Source organism: Providencia sp. 2023EL-00965 (assembly GCF_033550225.1).
Lineage (GTDB): Bacteria > Pseudomonadota > Gammaproteobacteria > Enterobacterales > Enterobacteriaceae > Providencia > Providencia manganoxydans.
This window is the reverse complement of the sequence record NZ_JAWUEH010000014.1, coordinates 36,069-56,191: the sequence shown is the minus strand read 5'-3', so window position 1 is coordinate 56,191 and position 20,123 is coordinate 36,069. Positions and strand designations below refer to the sequence as shown.

The following is a 20,123-nucleotide window of genomic DNA, read 5'->3' as shown; positions in this document are numbered from 1 at the left end:
TATGTATTGCAAATCTCACTTGTATGACCCGATTGCTCGGGTTATGCAAGTCTGATCCTACCTATCTTCTGTTTGTATATTCTTTTGTAGCATAAATTGTCATTTTTAATTATTTCAAGTTATGGATGAGATCTGTCAGCCTGCCTTAACATTAAATTGATGAGGATAGAGGAATGGCGAAAAAATGGCATGTAGCAACGGCATTGTTGCTGATACTCACAACGGGAGCATGGGCGAAAGATATTCAATTGTTGAATGTTTCTTATGATCCCACTCGAGAGTTTTATCAACAATATAACCAAGCGTTTAGCCAACATTGGAAAGAAAAAACGGGAGATACCGTTACCGTTCGTCAATCTCATGGGGGCTCAGGAAAGCAAGCGACTTCGGTCATTAATGGATTAGAAGCGGATGTTGTGACTCTTGCTTTGGCTTATGATGTTGATGCAATTGCACAAAGTGGACGTATTGATAAAGAGTGGATCAAGCGTCTTCCTGATAATTCTGCGCCTTACACTTCAACAATTGTTTTTCTTGTTCGCAAGGGAAATCCTAAAAATATTCAAGATTGGAATGATCTCATACGTAAAGATGTTTCTATCGTGACGCCGAATCCGAAAACTTCAGGTGGCGCACGTTGGAATTACTTGGCTGCTTGGGGGTATGCATTAGAAAAGGAGCAGCAAGATCCTGAAAAAGCAAAACAGTTTGTGAAGCAACTTTATCAAAATGTTGAAGTACTGGACTCAGGGGCTCGCGGTGCAACAAACAGTTTTGTTGAGCGGGGCATCGGTGATGTGTTGATCGCATGGGAAAATGAAGCATTACTTGCTATTAATGAGCTTGGTGAAAATGGTCAATTTGAAATTGTTACCCCAAGTATTTCAATTTTAGCGGAACCCACAGTTGCAGTGGTAGATAAAACGGTTGATAAGCGAGATCGTCGTGAAGTGGCTCAAGCTTATTTAGAATATCTCTATTCGCCGGAAGGCCAAGAAATCGCAGCAAAAAATTATTATCGGCCACGTAACGCTGAAATTGCCCAAAAATATCAACAGCGCTTTCCACAGTTAAAATTACTGACGGTAGATAAAGAGTTTGGTGGCTGGACTAAGGCGCAGGAAACTCATTTTTCGAATGGTGGAGTCTTTGATGAGATTAGTCGTCGTGACTAACGAACAATATTATTACTCTATTATTTATGGCACTCCAGCTAACCTGTGAGGGGCAGGTTAGCTGGATAACTATGATTTTATTGCCACACGTATTTCACACCCAATTGTCCTAAATAGAACGTTTGGCGATTGTTGCTGCCAGAGGTGATCCCTGCACCTTTTGGATTTTCCCATGTACTTGGCTCAACCGCAAATCCACCCCATAAGGTCAGTTTCGGTGTTAGGTTATAGAAAACTTGGGTACCAACACGGTAGCCATCTTTCACTTTTTGGGTTGTGCGCTGCTTATTATCGTAGTTGTGTTCGTTTAGGTAGTAGCGGAAGTAGGGCATAATGCTCCAGTCTTGATTTAACGTCACAGGGAAGTAACCACGAATTTGGTTCTGCTCCCATGTTTTGTTGAAATCTTTATCCCATGTCCAGTCCGTGTACATGTAAACTTTCGCTGTAGCGGAGTCATTGATTTTGTATACCAAACCGTGTTCGGATTCCCATTCGTAGCTATTTGGCGCATGGAAGTTATCGTAGTGGTAGAACGCATCCCAAAAGTTGAATGCCCACTTATCATTAAAGTGATAAGTCCCGCTTGGCATTAACCAAAACAAGGTATTGGATGGACGAGCCATGGTGCCAGGAGCCGAATCATTTGATTCTTTACGGTAGGTAACGTTGAGGTTGAATTGTCCAACATCACTGGAGTACATTTTTCGTGTTACACCAATTTGGGTTCGGTTACGAATAAATGAGTCCTTTGATGTTGAAAAATTATGGTTATAGCTTCTAAGTGACTCTTTATGCTCAAGAAAGAAGCTCCATTTAGATTCAGGATTTGATAAAAACAATTGACCAACCATGGTTGTTTTGTCGTAAACCTTCCGCCCGCTAGTGTTATGGTGGCCTTCGAATTTTTCCAATTCCATATAGACGTTAGAGGAAATACGCCAATAGTCATTATTCACTTGTTCTGTTGAGAGTGCCGAAGCAGTAAAGCCCATCGCGGTAAGTAGTAGTAAACCATTCAATGATGTTTTCATGATGACCCTTTAATTTTTAATTATTGTTCAGTAACGTAGCGTTATTAGTTGAATTTTGTGTGTTATAGCCCGCCTTTATATCCTTAAAGGATATAAAGGTCGGAAAGTGCGAGAGTTTATAAATTAATTAATGAGTGGTGTTGTACGTTTCACCATGACCATAAGGGAACAGGATTTTGTTACCTTGTGGATTTTTAATATTGACGGGGAGCAGCCCTTTCGGTGGGTTTAATGGCTGTGCTTGTTGGTCTGCAAACAAGGTACGTAATCCACTACGAATATTGGTTTCGAGTGAGTTACGGTTATTGTTAGTGACGTCGAATCCTGTGATCCCATAGATGGCAAGGTTAGCTTTAACCCCTTTTAGGTATGCAATGTCATAGGGATTACGTGAAGAAATCACTACCAGTGGGATATTGGCTTTATTTGCTTCATCAATGAATAGCTGAGCATTAGCAGGATTATCTTTCAGGTTATAAGTGGTTAAAATTACCAGATCTTGACCGTGCAAAAGAGGCTGAACATCTTTTGCATTGAGGGTATTTTCAGTCAGTTTAACAACGGTTTCTTTGCTTTCTATTGTTGTGCCTGTTTCATTAGCGATGTCATTTAAGTGCTTTTGAATTAATTCATTACGTGGTTTTTCATCCGATACAACTAAAATCTTATTTTGTGATTTTAAGGTGTAAGGAAGCACATTATCGTTTTTGATTAGCGTAATTGCTTGTTCTGAGACCATATTTTCAAGATCTTTATGGCTTTTAGAAGCGACAACTTGCTGCGCATTATGTAAATTGATTGGCTGTGCGGTGATCTGTTGCTGTAATTTTTTCAGCACGACACGTTTTGCTGATTCATCAATGCGTTTTTTTAGCTCAGGATTTTTTTGAGCCTCACTTTCAAGATGGCGGTACATGTTGTCCAAACGTGCAACTGATTCCGTATCCCACATTTTAATTGGCATTAAGATCACATCAGAACCAGCAAGTAATGATGTCTCTACTGCCCAGTTTATATCGAAGTTATCGGCAATAGCGCCCATATCCATCGCATCTGTGACGATTAAACCATCATATTTTAGCTCATCACGTAAAATATCGTGCAGAATAGGCTTTGATAATGTAGCAGGTGTCCCAACCTCTTTGCCGCTAAGGGTTTTAATTTTACTGTTATCCAATGCAGGAACGATAATATGTGCGGTCATGACAGCATCTGCGCCATGGTTCAGGGCATATTGGAAAGGTGGCAACTCTGTTGAACGCCATGTTTTTTCATCTGAATTTACAACAGGTAGGTCAACATGAGAATCAGAAGAAACGTTACCGTGACCTGGGAAATGTTTCAATGATGTCAACAAGTTATATTTATGAATACCTTTGATGTAATTGGTAGCAAGTTGTTCAACAAGTTCTTTATTATCTGAATATGAACGTACTCCAATCACAGGGTTGTTTTGGTTATTATTCACATCGACAACAGGGCCGAAATTGATATTAAAGCCTAAGCTGGATAATTCATAACCGTGGATCATACCTGTTAGCTCTGCTAGCGCAGGGTTACGTGTCGCACCTAATGCCATGTTTCCCGGCATTTCTGTACCGACACGTAAACGAGTGACATAACCACCTTCCTGATCGGTACCAATAAATAGGGGTAAATTACTGCGAGCAGCTTGTAATTGGTTGATAAGTTCTACGGTCTGTGGTGTATCAATTAAATTTTCACGAAATAAGATCACTGAACCGAGGTGATACTGATTGATGACTTTCGCAACTTCATCATTCATTGCTAGAAATGGCGCTGGCTCGCCATTATTGTCTTTATTCCAATATCTAAAATCTAGCATGAAAAGCTGACCAATTTTTTCTGCCTCAGACATATTTTTGACGATATCATCAGCAGATTTTTGTTTATCTTTCCACATATTATCAAGCTGTGTTTGTGAAATCGGGTCGGCGAGTGACATGGCACTTAATAAGCAAAGAGAAAGTAGGGTAAGGTTTTTCATCGCATTATTCCTTGGTTATTTTTCGATGAATAATAAGTAGGGTAAATTAATTATAAAGTGAGACAAGTCACAGATAAGATTATTCTCATTTGCTAGTGCTTAAGAATAGTTTGTAATTTAACAAATTGTGCTATGTCATATATCTATATGATTTTAATAATCAATTCTATTGGAATAATTAATATTCCAATAGAATAATTCCATTTTGGAATTACTCTATTCTGTGATCTCAATGGTAAAGTTAGACATATGAATTAATCGCCTAAGTAATTATCTAAAACTCAAATTTTATGTTAATTAAATTTAAAAATAGGATTTAGAGATTGCTAAAGTAGGCTAAATTTGAAGTTAAATAAAAAGTCGCAGCTTATTGATTGCGACTTTTTTCACACGGTAAAATAATGGCTAGAGATATATTTACTCACTATTGCCAGATATATTTAATGCCAAATGGGGCTAAATAGAAGGTTTGTCTATTATTACTACCTGATGTTGCATAATTATCTTTTGGATATTTCCATTGTGTGGGTTCTATCGCGGCTCCTCCCCACAAGATCAACTTTGGGGTCAGGTTATATGCTATCTGTGTTCCAACGCGATAGCCATTTTTGACTTTTTGGGTTAAATTTGTACGAGCAGTGTAGCCACTTTCGTTAAGAAAGTAGCGAAAATAGGGAGAGATTGACCATTTTTCATTTAGCTTAATCGAGAAGTAACCTCTAATTTGATCTTGTGAAAAGATTTTATGGAAGTTGTTATCCCACACTCTATCGGTATATAAGGTTATTTTTGCTTTAATCGCCTCAGAATGTTGGTAGCTGAAACCGTGCTCAGCCTCCCATTCATAGTTATTTGATCTTAAAAAATTACTGTAGTAGAAAATCGCATCCCAAAAATCAAATGACCATTTTTTATTAAAATAAAAACTTCCTGTTGGCATTAACCAATATAAACTGCCTGATGATCGCGATGGCGTGTTAGGTGCAGAATCATTCGATTCTTTTCGGTAAGTTCCATTGAGATTAAGTATTGCGGAATGGCTTTTATACAGCTGGCGGGTAGCACCGATTTGTGTGCGGTTACGAATGTATGAATCACGGGAAGTGGAAAAATTGCGACCATAGTTGCGTAAAGATTCGCGGTGATCAAAATAAAAACTCCATAGTGATGCCGGATTTGTCAGTGCGAGTTTACCGACCATACTTGCTTTATCGAATACTTTATTATCAAGGTTATCGCGTTGCCCTCGATACTCCTCAACCTCTACATAAATATCGCTATCAATACGCCAATAGTCATTATTTGCTTGAGATACAGTAGCGGTGAGTAAAACTATTATAGTGCTTAGAATTAAACCCTTTAGATATTTCATAATCATCCCTATAGCGAATGTTTTATTTTATAAATTTTGATAACAATATAATTAAAACTGATGGTGGTTATTGTTTATTAATATATACCTGTGATACTTCAAGCCACAGTATGATTGACTCAGTGTATTATCACTAATTAGATGATGTATATGTAATTGGTGATTAATTGACTTGTCGTCTAACTGCACCTCGAACTATTTAGTGTATAGTGAAAGAAATAATCTATTTATTCATAATAAATAGATAGGCGATTAATCACGAACCGTGTAAATATAATATTAAGAAATATGCGCTGTCTAGCATTCGTCACGGGTGGTAGATTGAGAATAATGATTGTAATTAATAAGATAGGGAAGTTTATATCACAATGATTTCAATTTGTTTTCTATGAGGGATAAATTAAAGATTGAAGGAATAATTTGAGTTAAGGTATTTTTAATTTTGTGAGTAGATTAAGTAAATTAAAATTTAGATTCAGAGGAGACAATTATTTATTAGTAATCTGTGTCTGTTTTTATTATTCGATATAAATAAGATAACCGCCAATAAATATTGACGGTCACATACTTATTATATTTTAAGTTGTCGTAGATGTTGTCTAACGACACTTAGAATTATTCAAAGTATCACTTAGCAAAATAATTATTTTGCTTTTTTGGCTTCTGCTGCTGCTTTAACAATCACTGCAAATGCATCTGCTTTTAGTGATGCGCCACCAACAAGGGCACCATCAATATCTGGCTGAGTAAACAGTTCAGCTGCATTACTTGCATTAACAGAACCGCCGTATTGAATAATGACTTGCTCCGCGATTGCGGCATCTTTCTTCGCGATGTGATCACGAATGAATTTATGGATTGCTTGTGCCTGTGCTGGTGTTGCTGACTTACCAGTACCAATAGCCCAAATTGGTTCATAAGCAATCACTGCGCCTTCGAATGCTTGTGCGCCTAATGTATTGAGAACAGCATCAATTTGGCGTGCACAAACTTCTTCCGTTTTACCTGCTTCATTTTCTGCTTCAGTTTCACCGATACAAAGTACTGGGATCAGCCCTTGCTCTTTTAATACGGCAAATTTTTTCGCAATAAATTCATCACTCTCATGGTGATAGGTACGACGCTCTGAGTGACCAATGATGATGTATTTTGCACCAATATCTTTGAGCATTTCAGCAGATGTTTCGCCTGTAAATGCACCAGAAAGGTTTACATCAACATTTTGTGCGCCTAAAGCAATTCGGCTGCCCGCAATAGCATGTTTTGCTTGGCTTAGGTAGATTGCTGGTGGTGCGATGGCAACATCACAGCCATCAACGCTGCTCAGTTCATTACGCAGGCCTGCAATCAGGTCATTAACCATATGGGTACTGCCGTTAAGTTTCCAGTTACCCATAACCAATGGATGTCGCATGTTAATTCCTCCAACCAGAGAGTTTGATTTATCAATAAGTGGCTCGTTGCATCATCTTGATGCAGCGAGAAAATCAGCATTTGTTAGATATTATAGAGATAATGCCTAACTATAGCTTTGCTTTTTATCACGTCGATGATAATTGCTGTGATCTACATCAGCTTAAGGTGTCTCTGCTTCTAGCTTAATCGGTTCAACAGCAAAAGTAAGCACATTATTATCACTTTTTACTAAAACATAGCGAAGAGCACCTAAGCGAGCTTCTTCTGCACGTGTTGGGTTTTTATCTGCCATAAATTTATTCAGTGCTTCTGTGAGCTCAGGGGCTTTATCAGGAGAAACTTGCGGATCGAACTGTTGGATCAAGGCAATAATATACTGCTCAATTAATGCCCTATTAGCCTGTGCACGTTTAGCATCATCTGCGGGGAGTAAGGTGAGTTGTAAACTTTTAATTTTCTCACTTCCCCGTTCAAGTACTGCTGAGGAGTAGATATAGGGATTAATCGAGGAGGCTGCGCGAATATAAGGTGCAGAAATATCTTGGCTTGCGAGCACCTTGTATTCATGAAGTGGTAAGGTCGGATTTGCTTGATTAAACTGATTTCGTAACTGTGGGATAGTCAAGTCAAATGAAGGAGCATCAGGCGCGAGATACGCCACTTCAAAATTGGTATCAGGTAGCGTCGGTACTTTTTGTGCGAATACCATTTGTGGCAAACCGAGCACAAAAACGGTTATGATGACGTAAATTGGATGGAGTGCGTGTTGTTTCATTGGTTTTTGCCACTCATTCTATGGTTTTCAAAATACTTTGAGGTGCAGTTAGCGACAAATTAATCGGTCGTTAGCAATAAATAGATACTCTCAATAATTCGGGATGTAAGTAGGCGATAAACTAAGATAGTCAGAGAGCCCAAATCAACTATGTGGTTCGACTAGCTGAGGAGCATCAACCACCTTACATCTGGAAATATAATAAGTACCGAAAGCAAATACGCTGTACCTTTAAGTATCACAAGTATATCAGGAACGGATGTAATGACATTACAACAATGGGCTTTTTCCTTCAAAGGCCGAATCGGTCGCCGGCCATTTTGGGCTGGTATCGTCTCATGTTTTATTTTGATGACCGTGATAGTGCTATTTCAGAATGCATTTTCATTACCTGAAAGTGTTGTGGCCATATTATTTATTTTATTGTTATATCCTTTAGCGGCAATATTTACTAAACGACTGCATGATAGAGGAAAGCCTGGTGGATGGTTTGCATTAGTGATCCTTGCATTTGCTTTATTCTCCATGGACGTCAGCCATATGGCACCGTTCTGGCAATGGGGAATTGGTCGTTTTCTACCGCTATTAATTGCAATGATTATGTTATTAGATTGCGGTGTGTTTGTAGGGATGGATTCTGAAAATAAATATGGTGAGAAAACGCAAGCGGTAGATCGCCTTTCTTGACCCCCATTCAACGATGGGGATCAAAAGCGCGTATTACCAATACTGCTCACTGCTGATGTGGCCAGGCTTGCGACGCAGATGTTTGCTCATGGAGCGTGTTTTTATCAGTAGATCGCGGGTATCTCTGACCATTTCAGGGTTGCCACATAGCATGATATGACTATTTCCAGCATCTAATGAAATGCCTGCGGCGTGTTCCAATGCTTGATTTTCTATTAATGCAGGTACTCGACCATGCAAAGAATCGGCACATTGCTCACGGCTAACCACGGTGATTAAACGTAATTTTTCTGGGTAGCGCTTAGCTAATTGCTCCATTAGTGGCAAATAACTCAGATCCTTTTGATAACGAACAGCATGCAATAACACGATCTTCTCAAAGCGTTCAAGCCCTTTACCTTCTTGTAGGATAGATAGGAATGGCCCGATGGCGGTACCTGTTGATAACATCCACAGATGTTTGCAGTCAGGAATTTCATCGAGTACAAAAAAACCAGATGCTTCATCGGTTACTTGTAGAGTATCTCCACGGCGCAGTTGAGCGAGTTTAGGGCTAAGTTTACCGTTGGGAACAACGACAAAATAAAACTCAAGGCGATTATCACTCGGCGCATTAACATAAGAGTAAGCGCGTTGTACACGTTCACCTTCAATTTCTAAAGCAAGTTTCGCAAATTGTCCGGCGATAAAAGGTTTAATGGGGGCATTGATGATGAGGCTGAACAAAGAATCTGTCCAAAATTTTGCTTCTATAACGGTTCCAGTCACCCAATTTGCCATAAATTTTCACCTCTGAACTTTTCTAGCCTTGTTGTACATCAGGGGTTCATACTAAGTGAGTTTGAGATTTACGTTTATCGATAATGTGTCTCTGACCGGTCATGCTTTGATTCTCAGTGCTTCTATTGAGCTGTGTAGCCGCATTCATTGGTTCAACGCATCAGATACTTTTGCAAATCTTATAATCTCACTGAATAGTCATTTTATCGTGCATGGGATCATTTGAAGCGCAGTTAATTATGCTATTAAAATAGATGTTAACTGAAGTTAATGTACAGTTTTGTTGCCATATCTGGCGAATATCGCTGACGTTGGCTCATTAATTAAAATGCTGTCCTACCTCGAAAAAATATTTAATTTTGTTATCTTAGTCACGCTCTCACAGAACATGTGCGTTTTGTAGTTTTATCGAGAAAAAACAAGCAATAACTATTTGTGATAATGCCCTGAAATTAAATCGTCATGCCATTGCTATTAAATAGGCGGGCTTGGTGTGTATTCAGGTTGGCAAATTTGTTTGAGAATAAAATGAGAAAAATAGAAAACTTCAATTTATTGATCCTACTGATTGCCTTAGCGGCAGTTGGTCAGATGACGCAAACAGTGTATGTCCCTGTTATTGCTGATATGGCGGTTTACTTTAGTGAGCCATCTGGTTCGGTGCAACGAGTCATGGCGGCATATCTGTTTACTTACGGTTTTTCTCAACTGGTTTATGGACCTCTGTCTGATCAGATTGGTCGCCGTCCGGTGATCCTCGCAGGTATGGTGATTTTTTTGCTATCGACGACGTTGGCAATTTTTGCACCAACATTGGATGTTCTTGTATTAGCAAGTGGTTTACAGGGCTTAGGGACTGGTGTTGCAGGGGTAATGGTGCGTACTATGCCTCGTGACCTCTATAAAGGGACATCACTTCGCTATGCGAACAGCCTTTTAAATATGGGGGTACTTGTTAGCCCGCTATTGGCACCGATGTTCGGCGGCTTATTAGCCCATTTTTGGGGCTGGCATGCATGTTATATCTTTTTGTTTGTCTTAGGTGCTTTTGTCCTTTTAAGTATGTATCGCTGGTTACCTGAAACTCGGCCTGTTTCACCTGAAAAACACAAAATGCTCGCGTCATTCCGCCAATTATTATCCAGTGGCTCTTTTGTTTCTTATTTGGTGATGTTGATTGGTGCACTAGCCGGTATTGCGGTTTTTGAATCAAGTAGCGGCGTATTGATGGGGGGAGTGTTAGGCCTTAATAGTATTACCGTCAGTATTTTATTTATTATCCCTATCCCAGCCGCCTTTTTTGGCGCATGGTTTGCAGGGCGCGATGGGAAAAGCTTTTATACCTTGATGTGGCAATCCGTGATCTGCTGCTTGATTGCAGGTTTGATGATGTGGATCCCTGGATGGTTTGGCGTTATGAATATTTGGACTTTGCTCGTTCCTGCATCGGTCTTTTTCTTTGGTGCGGGTATGTTGTTTCCTTTAGCGACAACAGGGGCAATGGAACCTTTCCCTTATTTAGCAGGTGCTGCGGGGGCATTAGTCGGTGGTATGCAAAATGTTGGCTCGGGGGTGGCAACATGGGTTTCCGCATTGTTACCACAAAATGGCCAGTTTAGTTTAGGGTTATTGATGTTCTTGATGTCACTGTTAGTCCTGCTATGTTGGCTGCCAATCGCCCACCGTATGGATAGAACAGAACACACGGTATAATTTTAAAAAGAACGCGGAAAAATAGAATTTAGTCCGCGTTTTTGAGTCATTTCCGATGGTTTTACATCGTTGTTGGTTGAGCCATGATGATGTTGCTAGCCATTTGCTGAGGTGTGCTTTTCTTCTCTATCATTGAGGCTTCATTTTGCGGCATCGCTGCAATTAAGTCAGGTGATAATCCTGTATTATTAAATACTATAGGACGATTATAATCGAGATATGCCGTATTTTCTTTGATCGCCGAGGTATAATTTTGCGTCAGCGTAATCGTTAATGGTTTTACTCCATCTTGTAAATGTTTATCAATATGAATTTTTATTCCATTAATTTTTAGTTCTGGTGTGCTATCAATAGTACCAACAATGGATAATTGTCCCTTTTTTCGGGTTATCTGCCACGCTTCCAGTGGCGTCTGTTCTTGCTGTACACCATATTCATCTTCCACGAGTAGGGTTACCCAATAACGGTAATTCTCTGTGGGTAGAGCTGAAATATCAATGAGTTGATTAATATGTACATCTGCAAGTAGCGGTACAGCAGACTCGATATTATATATTGTAGATACCATGTTGTGGCGTGTTTGTAATTCAGAGGAGTGATTAATCGGCAAAAATGGCTGTTTAGTTAGGGTGTGAGTGACCTCTCCCCATGGATCGGTGAGTGAAAAATATTGCTGGTGGTGCAGCCCATTTTCAATCCACGTGGCACAGATTGCGCTGTCTTTAGTGAGTGAGGAGCGATTTATTTTTCCGGTTTGAACATCGATTAGATCAGGATCTGTTGCGGACCAAAACAGTTCTCCACCATGCCAATAATTATCAAGAGTGAGTTGCTCAAGATGTGTTTCCGTATTCCATTCACTGAATAGCCTGTTAGCTAAGGAATCTGGATTCTTGTAGGTATAGATTGGTTGACCCAGCTGTCTGTTTTCGTCAATTTTAGCGATTTCAATTTTAACTAAATCCCCTTTGTCAGGGATATTTAAATTTATAATTTCTAAAAAAGAGATAGCTTGTAAACTCTCAGTAAGTAAGCCTTGTTTTGTGGCGTAGGTGACAGTGAGTGCATAGGGTATATGATAGTTATACGGTCTCCCCGCCCCCGTTTTTAGGTTATGGTATTCGGCTGGTAAATTGCCAATGGTGCGTAATGGTTTCATTGAACTGTATGGATGGGTGTAGTTATTTGGTGATTTCACTATCAGTGCTTGTATCCAATAAATAGGTACATCGCGTTGATGAGCTAGGTTGTGATAGGTATCTTTTGGATAAAATTGTGAAAAATTATCTTCATTTAAAGTAATCCATTGGTTAGTTTTCTCTGACCAACGTTGGTAATAGCCTTCACCAGCGAATCCATTATCTTCATTATCTTGACCCGCGATGGTATTTGGTTGCCAACGTAATTTTTCGCGTAAGAATTGTTGGGCTCGTTGAGTAAAGTAATCTGAATGCGGTGTAAAAGCATTAAAAGGATCATGACCTGAGTTATTTAGATAGGGATATAAGGCGGGAATGACTTCTTTGTCTATTTTGTTTCCTGGATGGGTATATCTGTAGGTAATATAGGATTGTGTTTGTTGATCGTAGCCAATATGAAGACCATTTGTTTTGGCTCCAAATGGATATTTTGCGTTAGGATCAGTCGTATGTTCTAAGCCAAATCCATGACCATATAGCTCATGCCACATAACATCTGGGCGAGCTACACCGCCACCTTGATTTTTCCAAGCACGACCTAGCAAGTTAATTACACTATTTGGTGTTAGAGCATAATAATTAAAATCGCTATCAAGACCATTAACATTAAGGGTGTGTATTCCACGATGGAACCCCCAAGAAATTTGTTCGCTATTATCGTCATAAAGCCCATTTCGTCTATCATAGGTTGGCATAAATAAAGCTGAACGATGAACAACTGCTGGGTCAAGCGGTAATGATTGAGAAATAGTTGGATAGTTGTACAAAGTGAATGCTGTTGTGGGTAATTTTGCTGCTGCCTCCATTCCCCAACTTAGCGGTGAATAGGCATATACGCCATGGCCTGTACGGTAAAGGCTATGATTGGTAATACGTGATGTCATTTCGTTGCTTTCACTGACTTTAGGCGTAAAGAAACCGTTATTATCAGTGTAAGGCATGATTATCGGGGTATCACCTGCCATCAACTGAATTTGCATGTCAGATTGTACCCATTTACCTTTTAGTGGGGCGGTATAGCTATGGTTATGCAGCTCCGAGCTAGCTACTGAGGGAATGTTGGGTATTGAAGGCAGCTGCTGAGGTAGTTTTTCAGGGCCGATTAAGCGTATTCGAGCAATTTCATTACCTAGTTTGTCAGTGATGATGGCTGTAATATCAGGAGCATCCGCTGATGATTGGCTGGTAATATCCACTTTTAATAATGCCCATCGGTTAGCTGTTAATAAAAAATAAGGTGCGTCAGGTTCTTGCAAATGAGTTTGGGCAAGTTGAATTGCTTTAACTTGCATGTCATCTGGTACGCTGTAATGGCGCTTTGCTGGCTCATCGTAAATAGGGTCGGAAAGAGTAAAGATCCGCTTACCTGGATAATTTATGACTGGTGCGCTATCAGATTGGATCTGAATAGACATAGGTGCCGATTTTTGTCCATTTCGCATGATGGCAACAACATCAAATTGATCCGAGCCAGTGAACGTTTTATTGCCATTTGCTTGGTAATGCCACTCACCAGTTTGATGATCAAGCGTCACTGTCCCGAATTTAGGTGCTTCGAGTAGGCGATATTCAATAATACTTTCATGTGTTGGTAATTTATCGGTGATCGCGCCAACAGTAAGAACATTCGAATTTTTGCCTTCATTTTGTGCAATAACAAATGGCAGTGTTTGATGTTGAAGCCCGAAATTCAGGTCTTGAAGTGTACGATTCAGCGGATCAGTAATCTGTAATTGTTTTTTATTTTGATCATAGTGAACAACTAATGATCTGGTTGGTGTTTGTGATTGTAGATAGTTTTGCAAGTTTTCAACAAATTGCTTTGGTGATTTTACGCGTACATACGGTGAGCGAAATTTTTTTTTAATAAGTTGAACAGGTTCTCCTGTACCTTCCGTTAATACTAATGATAAGTGTGTCAGTTCATTTAAGTCATTTGGGTGTAAATTCATCGTATGTACTGTATTGTCATGCTCTTTTCGTGATTTGAAGTGAGCGGTAGAGGCATACTCTGATTTAATCGATATGTAATTTATTAACTGATTTTTTTTGAGCTGAAATTGAGTTATATCGAAGCCATCACCTTGAATAATAATATTATTATCTTGAAATTTGACGGTAAACTTTACGTTGAATTTAGTCTCTAGATGTTGATTAATACTTTTTTCTATTTCATGTATTAGTGATTGCCATGAAGTGTGGGGTGAAAGAAGAATATCTTCCAAAACGATGGATTGCTCACTTTCTTTTGTTTTTAACGATAAGGAAAAATATTCAGCTTGAGACACCATCTCTTCAGTTAAATGCAAAGAATTAATTGAGGTAGAAGGTAATGTGATAACTTGCTGATAACTGTGATCTATAAAAGAAGGGGTTGTAATATCAGGTATATCACTCTGTTCTAGCTGAAAATCAGTTAATCCATGATGAAGAGACTGGTTGGGTACGAGCTCTGTATTATTATTAATATCCCAAATTAAGCGAAATTGAGGTACTTCACCATTATTCGTCGCAGTGATCTGTATAGGGTAAATTTTACCTGCTTGAAGGTTGTTGAAGCTCAGGCAGCCCAAGGACTGATTTTCATCAACCGTGATGGTTTGACCATTAACGGTATAGGATATAGTAAACTTCATGCCTCTTTTTTCTAGCATCAGTACAGCTTTTCCATCTCGTGAAGCCGAGATTGTTCCATTGTAAACCCACTGAGTGGGGGCTTTACGTGGCGCTAATGGTGTTTGTTGATTTTGTAGTAGATGCGCAGGAATAATATTTTCAAAAATAAAAGTCGCTTCGTTTGTATATGGATCTAAATGATTTACCGTGAGGTGTAAACCATCTTTATTACGAGTGGCCATAGGCACTGTTGTTTGCTGTTGGTTTGGTGAAGATTGAATTTCGCTAATAAGCTGCTGTATGGCAGCACTTGGTAAATTATTATCGTTGTGCTGAATCATCACACTGCCGCCAGTTAATTCCATCCAATGGCGAACTAATGAAACTTGCTGATCATTGGCATCAGATGGCAGTAGGGTAATATCATAATGGCGATACCACTGACCGCTTGGTAATAGGGCATCCGCAAGTTGAGCAGCGGCTCGTGTATCCCCTTGTTGCCATTTGTGTGGTGAATCAAAACTGTCAATGAACAGATTATGTTTAGTATGAATTTGAAAACCTGAAAAAGAGTGTTCATCGATCGCACTGAGTACATAGGTTTTTTGATTTTCACCAGATGACCGTGATTTATCAGCCAGCCAACTGATTAATTGAAAAGCGGATTTTCCTTCTAGTGATTCTGTGGGGCTTTGCTTCGTTAATGCATTGAACAAGATGGAATTATCGCGTAATACTGCGATACGCCCCCGATCTTTGTAATAGCCTAATTGTAGATTATGTTGCATGACCTCATCAGTGACGATTTGCTGTATAGCAATATTCTGCAAGTTGGGCTGTACCTCAGATTTAACCTCGGGCTGTGGTATTGATTTGTTGGAGGTTGTCATCTGTATTACTTCATTAGGAACCACTTCAAAGCCATTGCCCGCATCCCAATAAAAACGAAATCGTGGCACCGTTCCATCCGTTATTGTTGTAAAGGTAATGGGGTACTGTTGACCTGCTTGAAGATGCTCAAAAGTGATACCGTCAGCGTTTTGTTGCTGGCTCAATTCAATTTTTTGATGATTAATTTCAATCGATAAATTGCTATTGTGTTGGTCAACCATAAACAGATATTGACCATCTTGTGGGACCGTGATGACACCTTCATAGACCCATTTGGTTTTAGTTGTTCTTGGCATCAATGAGGTTGTGTTTTCTTTTAGCTCGGAAATTAAAACTGCTTGTTTAATGAGGGGCATTACCTGATCAGGTGCCTTCATATCATAAACTTGAGCTAGTAGGCCGCAATGCATGTTTTTTATTTGCTTAGACGAAGGTGGGTACTTCCGGTTATCCATAACATAAATCCATTTCTTGATTAAATAATAAAATTAGTAAAATAATTAATTATTTTAACGTATTGAGTATTGGCGTCTAATTTATTATTACTACAATAGTGACTAAGTTATTTAATTGATAATTATATTTTTGAGATGAAAAATAAAAAAAAGCAACGTCTTAACGTTGCTTTTAAATTGAAAAATGAATGAGTTATATTTTAAGCACGATCTTCCCACTCTTGTGCTCGAGCCACCGCTTTTTTCCATCCCTCATATTTGTAGTTGCGTTCTGTGGTTTCAATACCTGGTTTGAATACACGCTCAATCGTTGCTTTAGATTGCAACTCATCAAGGCTATTCCAGAAGCCAACCGCTAAACCGGCGAGGTAGGCCGCACCTAGCGCGGTACTCTCACGTACCTCTGGACGCTCCACTGATGTTCCTAGAATATCAGCTTGGAATTGCATCAGGAAGTTGTTGGCAACAGCACCGCCGTCAACGCGTAATGCTGCTAAACGTGTTTCTGCATCTGCTTGCATAGCATCTAGCACATCACGTGTTTGGTAAGCGATGGATTCCAGTGTTGCACGAATGATGTGATTACGGTTAGCACCACGTGTTAAACCAAAAATAGCGCCACGTGCATACGGATCCCAATAAGGAGCACCTAAGCCTGTGAAAGCAGGAACGACATATACGCCGTTGCTATCTTTTACTTTAGTCGCAAAATATTCAGAGTCAGTAGATTCGTCGATCAGTTTCAGCTCATCACGTAGCCATTGAATTGATGCTCCCCCAACAAAGACCGCCCCTTCTAGAGCATAATTCACTTCGCCTTTAGGGCCACAAGCAATGGTGGTTAACAAGCCATGGTTTGAACGAACCGCGGTTTCACCGGTATTCATTAATAAGAAACAGCCTGTACCATAGGTATTTTTTGCCATACCTTGTTTAACACACAATTGACCATAGAGTGCAGCTTGCTGGTCACCGGCAATGCCTGAAATAGGAATACGTGTACCGCCCTTACCACCAATATTGGTTTGCCCGTAAACTTCAGACGATGGACGAACTTCTGGCAACATGATACGTGGAATATTTAATGCTTTAAGGATCTTGTCATCCCATTCCAGATTACGAATGTTAAACAGCATAGTACGTGAAGCATTGGTATAATCTGTGACGTGAACACGGCCTTGGGTCATTTTCCATACTAGCCATGTGTCCACAGTTCCAAACAGTAGCTCACCTTTTTCTGCGCGTTCACGAGCACCTTCTACGTGATCTAAAATCCATTTAACTTTGGTTCCTGAAAAATATGGGTCGACAACGAGACCCGTATTTTGACGGATATATTCCTCTAATTCTTTATCGTTCTGTTTCAGATGAGTACAGAAGTCAGCAGTACGGCGACATTGCCAAACAATGGCATTATAAACCGGTTTACCGGTTGCTTTTTCCCAAACAATCGTGGTTTCACGTTGGTTAGTGATACCAATGCCTGCAACTTCATCTGTACGAATATCTGCTTTAGCTAGCACTTCCACCAATGTTGAGCTTTGTGATGCCCAAATTTCCATTGGGTCGTGTTCTACCCAACCTGGCTTAGGGTAGACTTGGGTAAATTCACGCTGGGAGATACTAATAATATTGGCGTCATGGTCAAGTACAACGGCCCGCGAACTGGTTGTTCCCTGATCAAGAGCGACAATATATTTTTTCTCGATATTGGTTTCTGTTGTCATAATTTAAACCTGTTCCGGTAATGATTAAGCGTTTTTACTAGATGTTTTTACTGATTTTTCATCTTTTTTCGTATGGACGAAGCTTGGTAAATGACGAGAGATCAGTGTGCGATATGCAAATGCACCAATTAATCCACCTACAATAGGTGCAATGAGTGGTACTAAGAAATAAGGAATTTCACGGCCGCCAGTTAATGCGATATCACCCCAGCCAGCCAAATATGCCACGACTTTTGGTCCAAAGTCACGGGCAGGGTTTAGTGCGAAGCCTGTCAACGGGCCGAATGAACCGCCAATGACTGCAATTAAAATACCGATCAGTAGCGGTGCTAAAGGCCCTCTAGGGATACCGTTACCATCATCGGTTAATGCTAGAATCAGACATAGCAGGATGGCTGCAATCACAACTTCAATAAAGAAGGCATGTAGTTCAGTCAGCTGTGGAGCTGGATAAGTTGAGAACACCCCCGCAGTAAACAAGCTTTCTTGTGTACCTCGGATAATGTGATGCACTTGGTCATAATCAACAAAGACAGGTGAATACATAAAGTAAACTAAAGCAGCAGCGAAGAAGCCTCCTAACATTTGTGCAACAATGTAAGGGGTAACTTTATGTCTTTCGAAACTTGCGAATAGCCATAGTGCAATAGTGACAGCAGGGTTTAGGTGAGCGCCTGAAATCCCTGCGGTGAGGTAGACGGCAAGGGCAACACCAAAGCCCCAGATGATACTAATTTCCCAGAGGCCGAGCTGTGCTCCTGCGATACGGACAGCTGCTACGCAGCCTAAACCGAAAAAGACGATAAGTGCAGTACCTAAAAATTCGGATATGCACTGACCGCTGAGTGTAGTTGTGGTCGTTTGGCTCATATCTTTCTATCCTACGAAAATTAAAATTATTGTAATGTTTTTCAGAGTAAGATTTTCAAAGTGAAAACCTATAGTGTAAATTTATCGTTAATGAGCGCAAACGAGAAATATCGAAATTGAAATATGTGTGTTACATCACCAAAACGAAAGAAAACGACCAAAAATAGTGATGCAATCGACCTTTGCTATGTGATCAGACCAGTGTTTTAAAATACGGTATCTTGGGAATCGGAGTCAAGCTACTAGACACAGAGGATCATGCTACTTACAATCGTAAGTAAAGCTTACAAGGGAGATCAAAAGAATGTCATTTGAAGTATTTGAGAAACTAGAATCAAAAGTTCAACAAGCGATTGATACCATCACATTGTTACAAATGGAAATCGACGAACTGAAAGATAAAAATAACGCGTTGGCTCAAGAGTTAGATAATGCAAAATCAGGCACTGAATCACTGGTGCGCGAAAATGAACAGCTGAAACAAGAGCAGCAAACGTGGCAAGAGCGTTTACGTGGGTTGCTTGGCAAGATGGAAGAAGTCTAAAATATCTTTCATATTTCGTGCCGCAGCGTTGTTGGCTTTTCTCGGTTACTCGAATCGCATACTTATGTGTGCTCATCGGAAAGCCTTCAATCGTCGCCTAGCTGCAACACGAACTGTTTAGGGTATTTAGGTATGTAATGTATTTGATGATGTTAAGCTGATTTTGGTATTTGTAGATGACATATTAATAGCAATGGAAATTTTTCTGGGGCTTAGTCTATGAATGTTGCAAATGGCTCTATAAAAAGAAGGGCTGATAACAAAATCAGCCCTTCTTTTTTTAATTCGAATCAGTTTATTGAGCGTTAGAGATCTTCTTCGTCAATAACTTCAAAACCACTGCTATCTTGTGTGGAAAGCGGCTCTTCTGACAAAATAATACCAGTATTATCAGCGTATAGATAATCGCCAGAGAAAAAAGTGACCCCACCAAAATTGACACGAATATCGCTTTCGCCAATGCCTTCATCTGGGCAACCTGCTGGCATCGCTGCGATGGCTTGGATCCCTAAATCAAGTTCCATCAATGCATCGACCTGACGTACCGCACCATATACTACGATGCCTTCCCAGTGGTTATCCATGGCTAAGCGCGCCAATTCAGCATCAATCAGTGCTTTGCGTACGGAACCACCGCCATCAACGAGAAGAATGCGACCATGGCCGTCTTCTTCCAGCAAATCATACAGTAGCCCGTTATCTTCAAAGCACTTGACTGTAATGATTTGACCGCCAAATGAAGTACGTCCACCAAAATTGGAGAAAAGGGGTTCTACCACGTTAACGCTTTCTTGGTAGATATCACAGAGTTCGGAAGTATCATATTTCATAGTGTATGGTCTTTTTTTGCTGCAAGAGAAG

The 20,123-nt window shown here is 39.9% G+C and carries 14 protein-coding genes; 4 read left to right on the top strand and 10 right to left on the bottom strand.

What is annotated here, in order from left to right; translation table 11 throughout:
• The first annotated feature begins 173 nt into the window (after nt 1-173).
• The gene (locus tag SC428_RS16765; protein ID WP_070927406.1) at nt 174-1,175 is read left to right on the top strand and encodes a sulfate ABC transporter substrate-binding protein; all 1,002 of its coding nucleotides are present in this window, start codon (nt 174-176) and stop codon (nt 1,173-1,175) included.
• Nucleotides 1,176-1,252: 77 nt separating this feature from the next.
• On the opposite strand, the gene SC428_RS16760 is transcribed toward SC428_RS16765, so the two are convergent.
• From SC428_RS16760 to SC428_RS16740, 5 genes are all read right to left on the bottom strand, one after another.
• A complete protein-coding gene (locus SC428_RS16760; RefSeq protein WP_070927408.1) occupies nt 1,253-2,209 on the bottom strand; it encodes an OmpG family monomeric porin in 957 nt (318 codons plus the stop codon).
• A 127-nt stretch (nt 2,210-2,336) separates the two neighbouring features.
• On the bottom strand, nt 2,337-4,217 hold the full coding sequence (locus tag SC428_RS16755; protein WP_070927410.1) for a glycoside hydrolase family 3 N-terminal domain-containing protein: 1,881 nt from the start codon (nt 4,215-4,217) through the stop codon (nt 2,337-2,339).
• 424 nt (nt 4,218-4,641) lie between these two features.
• The gene (locus SC428_RS16750) at nt 4,642-5,589 is read right to left on the bottom strand and encodes an OmpG family monomeric porin (protein WP_318708968.1); all 948 of its coding nucleotides are present in this window, start codon (nt 5,587-5,589) and stop codon (nt 4,642-4,644) included.
• Nucleotides 5,590-6,232: 643 nt separating this feature from the next.
• A complete protein-coding gene (gene tpiA / locus SC428_RS16745) occupies nt 6,233-7,003 on the bottom strand; it encodes a triose-phosphate isomerase (RefSeq protein WP_070927414.1) in 771 nt (256 codons plus the stop codon).
• Between the two features lie 162 nt (nt 7,004-7,165).
• Nucleotides 7,166-7,780 (bottom strand): DUF1454 family protein, encoded by a 615-nt coding sequence (locus SC428_RS16740; protein ID WP_140182908.1) that lies wholly within the window; start codon nt 7,778-7,780, stop codon nt 7,166-7,168.
• Nucleotides 7,781-8,044: 264 nt separating this feature from the next.
• Between SC428_RS16740 and SC428_RS16735 the strand changes: the two genes are divergently transcribed.
• The gene (locus SC428_RS16735) at nt 8,045-8,467 is read left to right on the top strand and encodes a DUF805 domain-containing protein (protein ID WP_318708961.1); all 423 of its coding nucleotides are present in this window, start codon (nt 8,045-8,047) and stop codon (nt 8,465-8,467) included.
• 33 nt (nt 8,468-8,500) lie between these two features.
• On the opposite strand, the gene fpr is transcribed toward SC428_RS16735, so the two are convergent.
• A complete protein-coding gene (gene fpr / locus SC428_RS16730) occupies nt 8,501-9,247 on the bottom strand; it encodes a ferredoxin--NADP(+) reductase (RefSeq protein ID WP_283126149.1) in 747 nt (248 codons plus the stop codon).
• Between the two features lie 528 nt (nt 9,248-9,775).
• Between fpr and emrD the strand changes: the two genes are divergently transcribed.
• Nucleotides 9,776-10,960, top strand: coding sequence for a multidrug efflux MFS transporter EmrD (gene emrD / locus SC428_RS16725; RefSeq protein ID WP_070927422.1), 1,185 nt, complete (start codon nt 9,776-9,778; stop codon nt 10,958-10,960).
• Nucleotides 10,961-11,021: 61 nt separating this feature from the next.
• Here emrD and SC428_RS16720 read toward each other — a convergent pair whose 3' ends face one another.
• The 3 genes from SC428_RS16720 to SC428_RS16710 all read right to left on the bottom strand — a co-directional run bounded on the left by SC428_RS16720 (nt 11,022) and on the right by SC428_RS16710 (nt 18,718).
• The gene (locus SC428_RS16720; RefSeq protein ID WP_318708958.1) at nt 11,022-16,121 is read right to left on the bottom strand and encodes a hypothetical protein; all 5,100 of its coding nucleotides are present in this window, start codon (nt 16,119-16,121) and stop codon (nt 11,022-11,024) included.
• Nucleotides 16,122-16,321: 200 nt separating this feature from the next.
• Nucleotides 16,322-17,848 carry a glycerol kinase GlpK gene (gene glpK / locus SC428_RS16715; protein WP_140182912.1) on the bottom strand — a complete coding sequence of 509 codons (1,527 nt, stop codon included), beginning with the start codon at nt 17,846-17,848 and terminating at the stop codon, nt 16,322-16,324.
• Between the two features lie 24 nt (nt 17,849-17,872).
• A complete protein-coding gene (locus tag SC428_RS16710) occupies nt 17,873-18,718 on the bottom strand; it encodes an MIP/aquaporin family protein (RefSeq protein ID WP_070927429.1) in 846 nt (281 codons plus the stop codon).
• A gap of 304 nt (nt 18,719-19,022) precedes the next feature.
• Between SC428_RS16710 and zapB the strand changes: the two genes are divergently transcribed.
• Complete coding sequence (zapB, locus tag SC428_RS16705) at nt 19,023-19,262, top strand: cell division protein ZapB (protein ID WP_070927431.1); 240 nt, start codon at nt 19,023-19,025, stop codon at nt 19,260-19,262.
• A 305-nt stretch (nt 19,263-19,567) separates the two neighbouring features.
• Here the strand turns inward: zapB and rraA are convergent, their stop codons facing one another.
• A complete protein-coding gene (rraA, locus tag SC428_RS16700) occupies nt 19,568-20,092 on the bottom strand; it encodes a ribonuclease E activity regulator RraA (RefSeq protein ID WP_140182914.1) in 525 nt (174 codons plus the stop codon).
• Nucleotides 20,093-20,123: the final 31 nt, after the last annotated feature.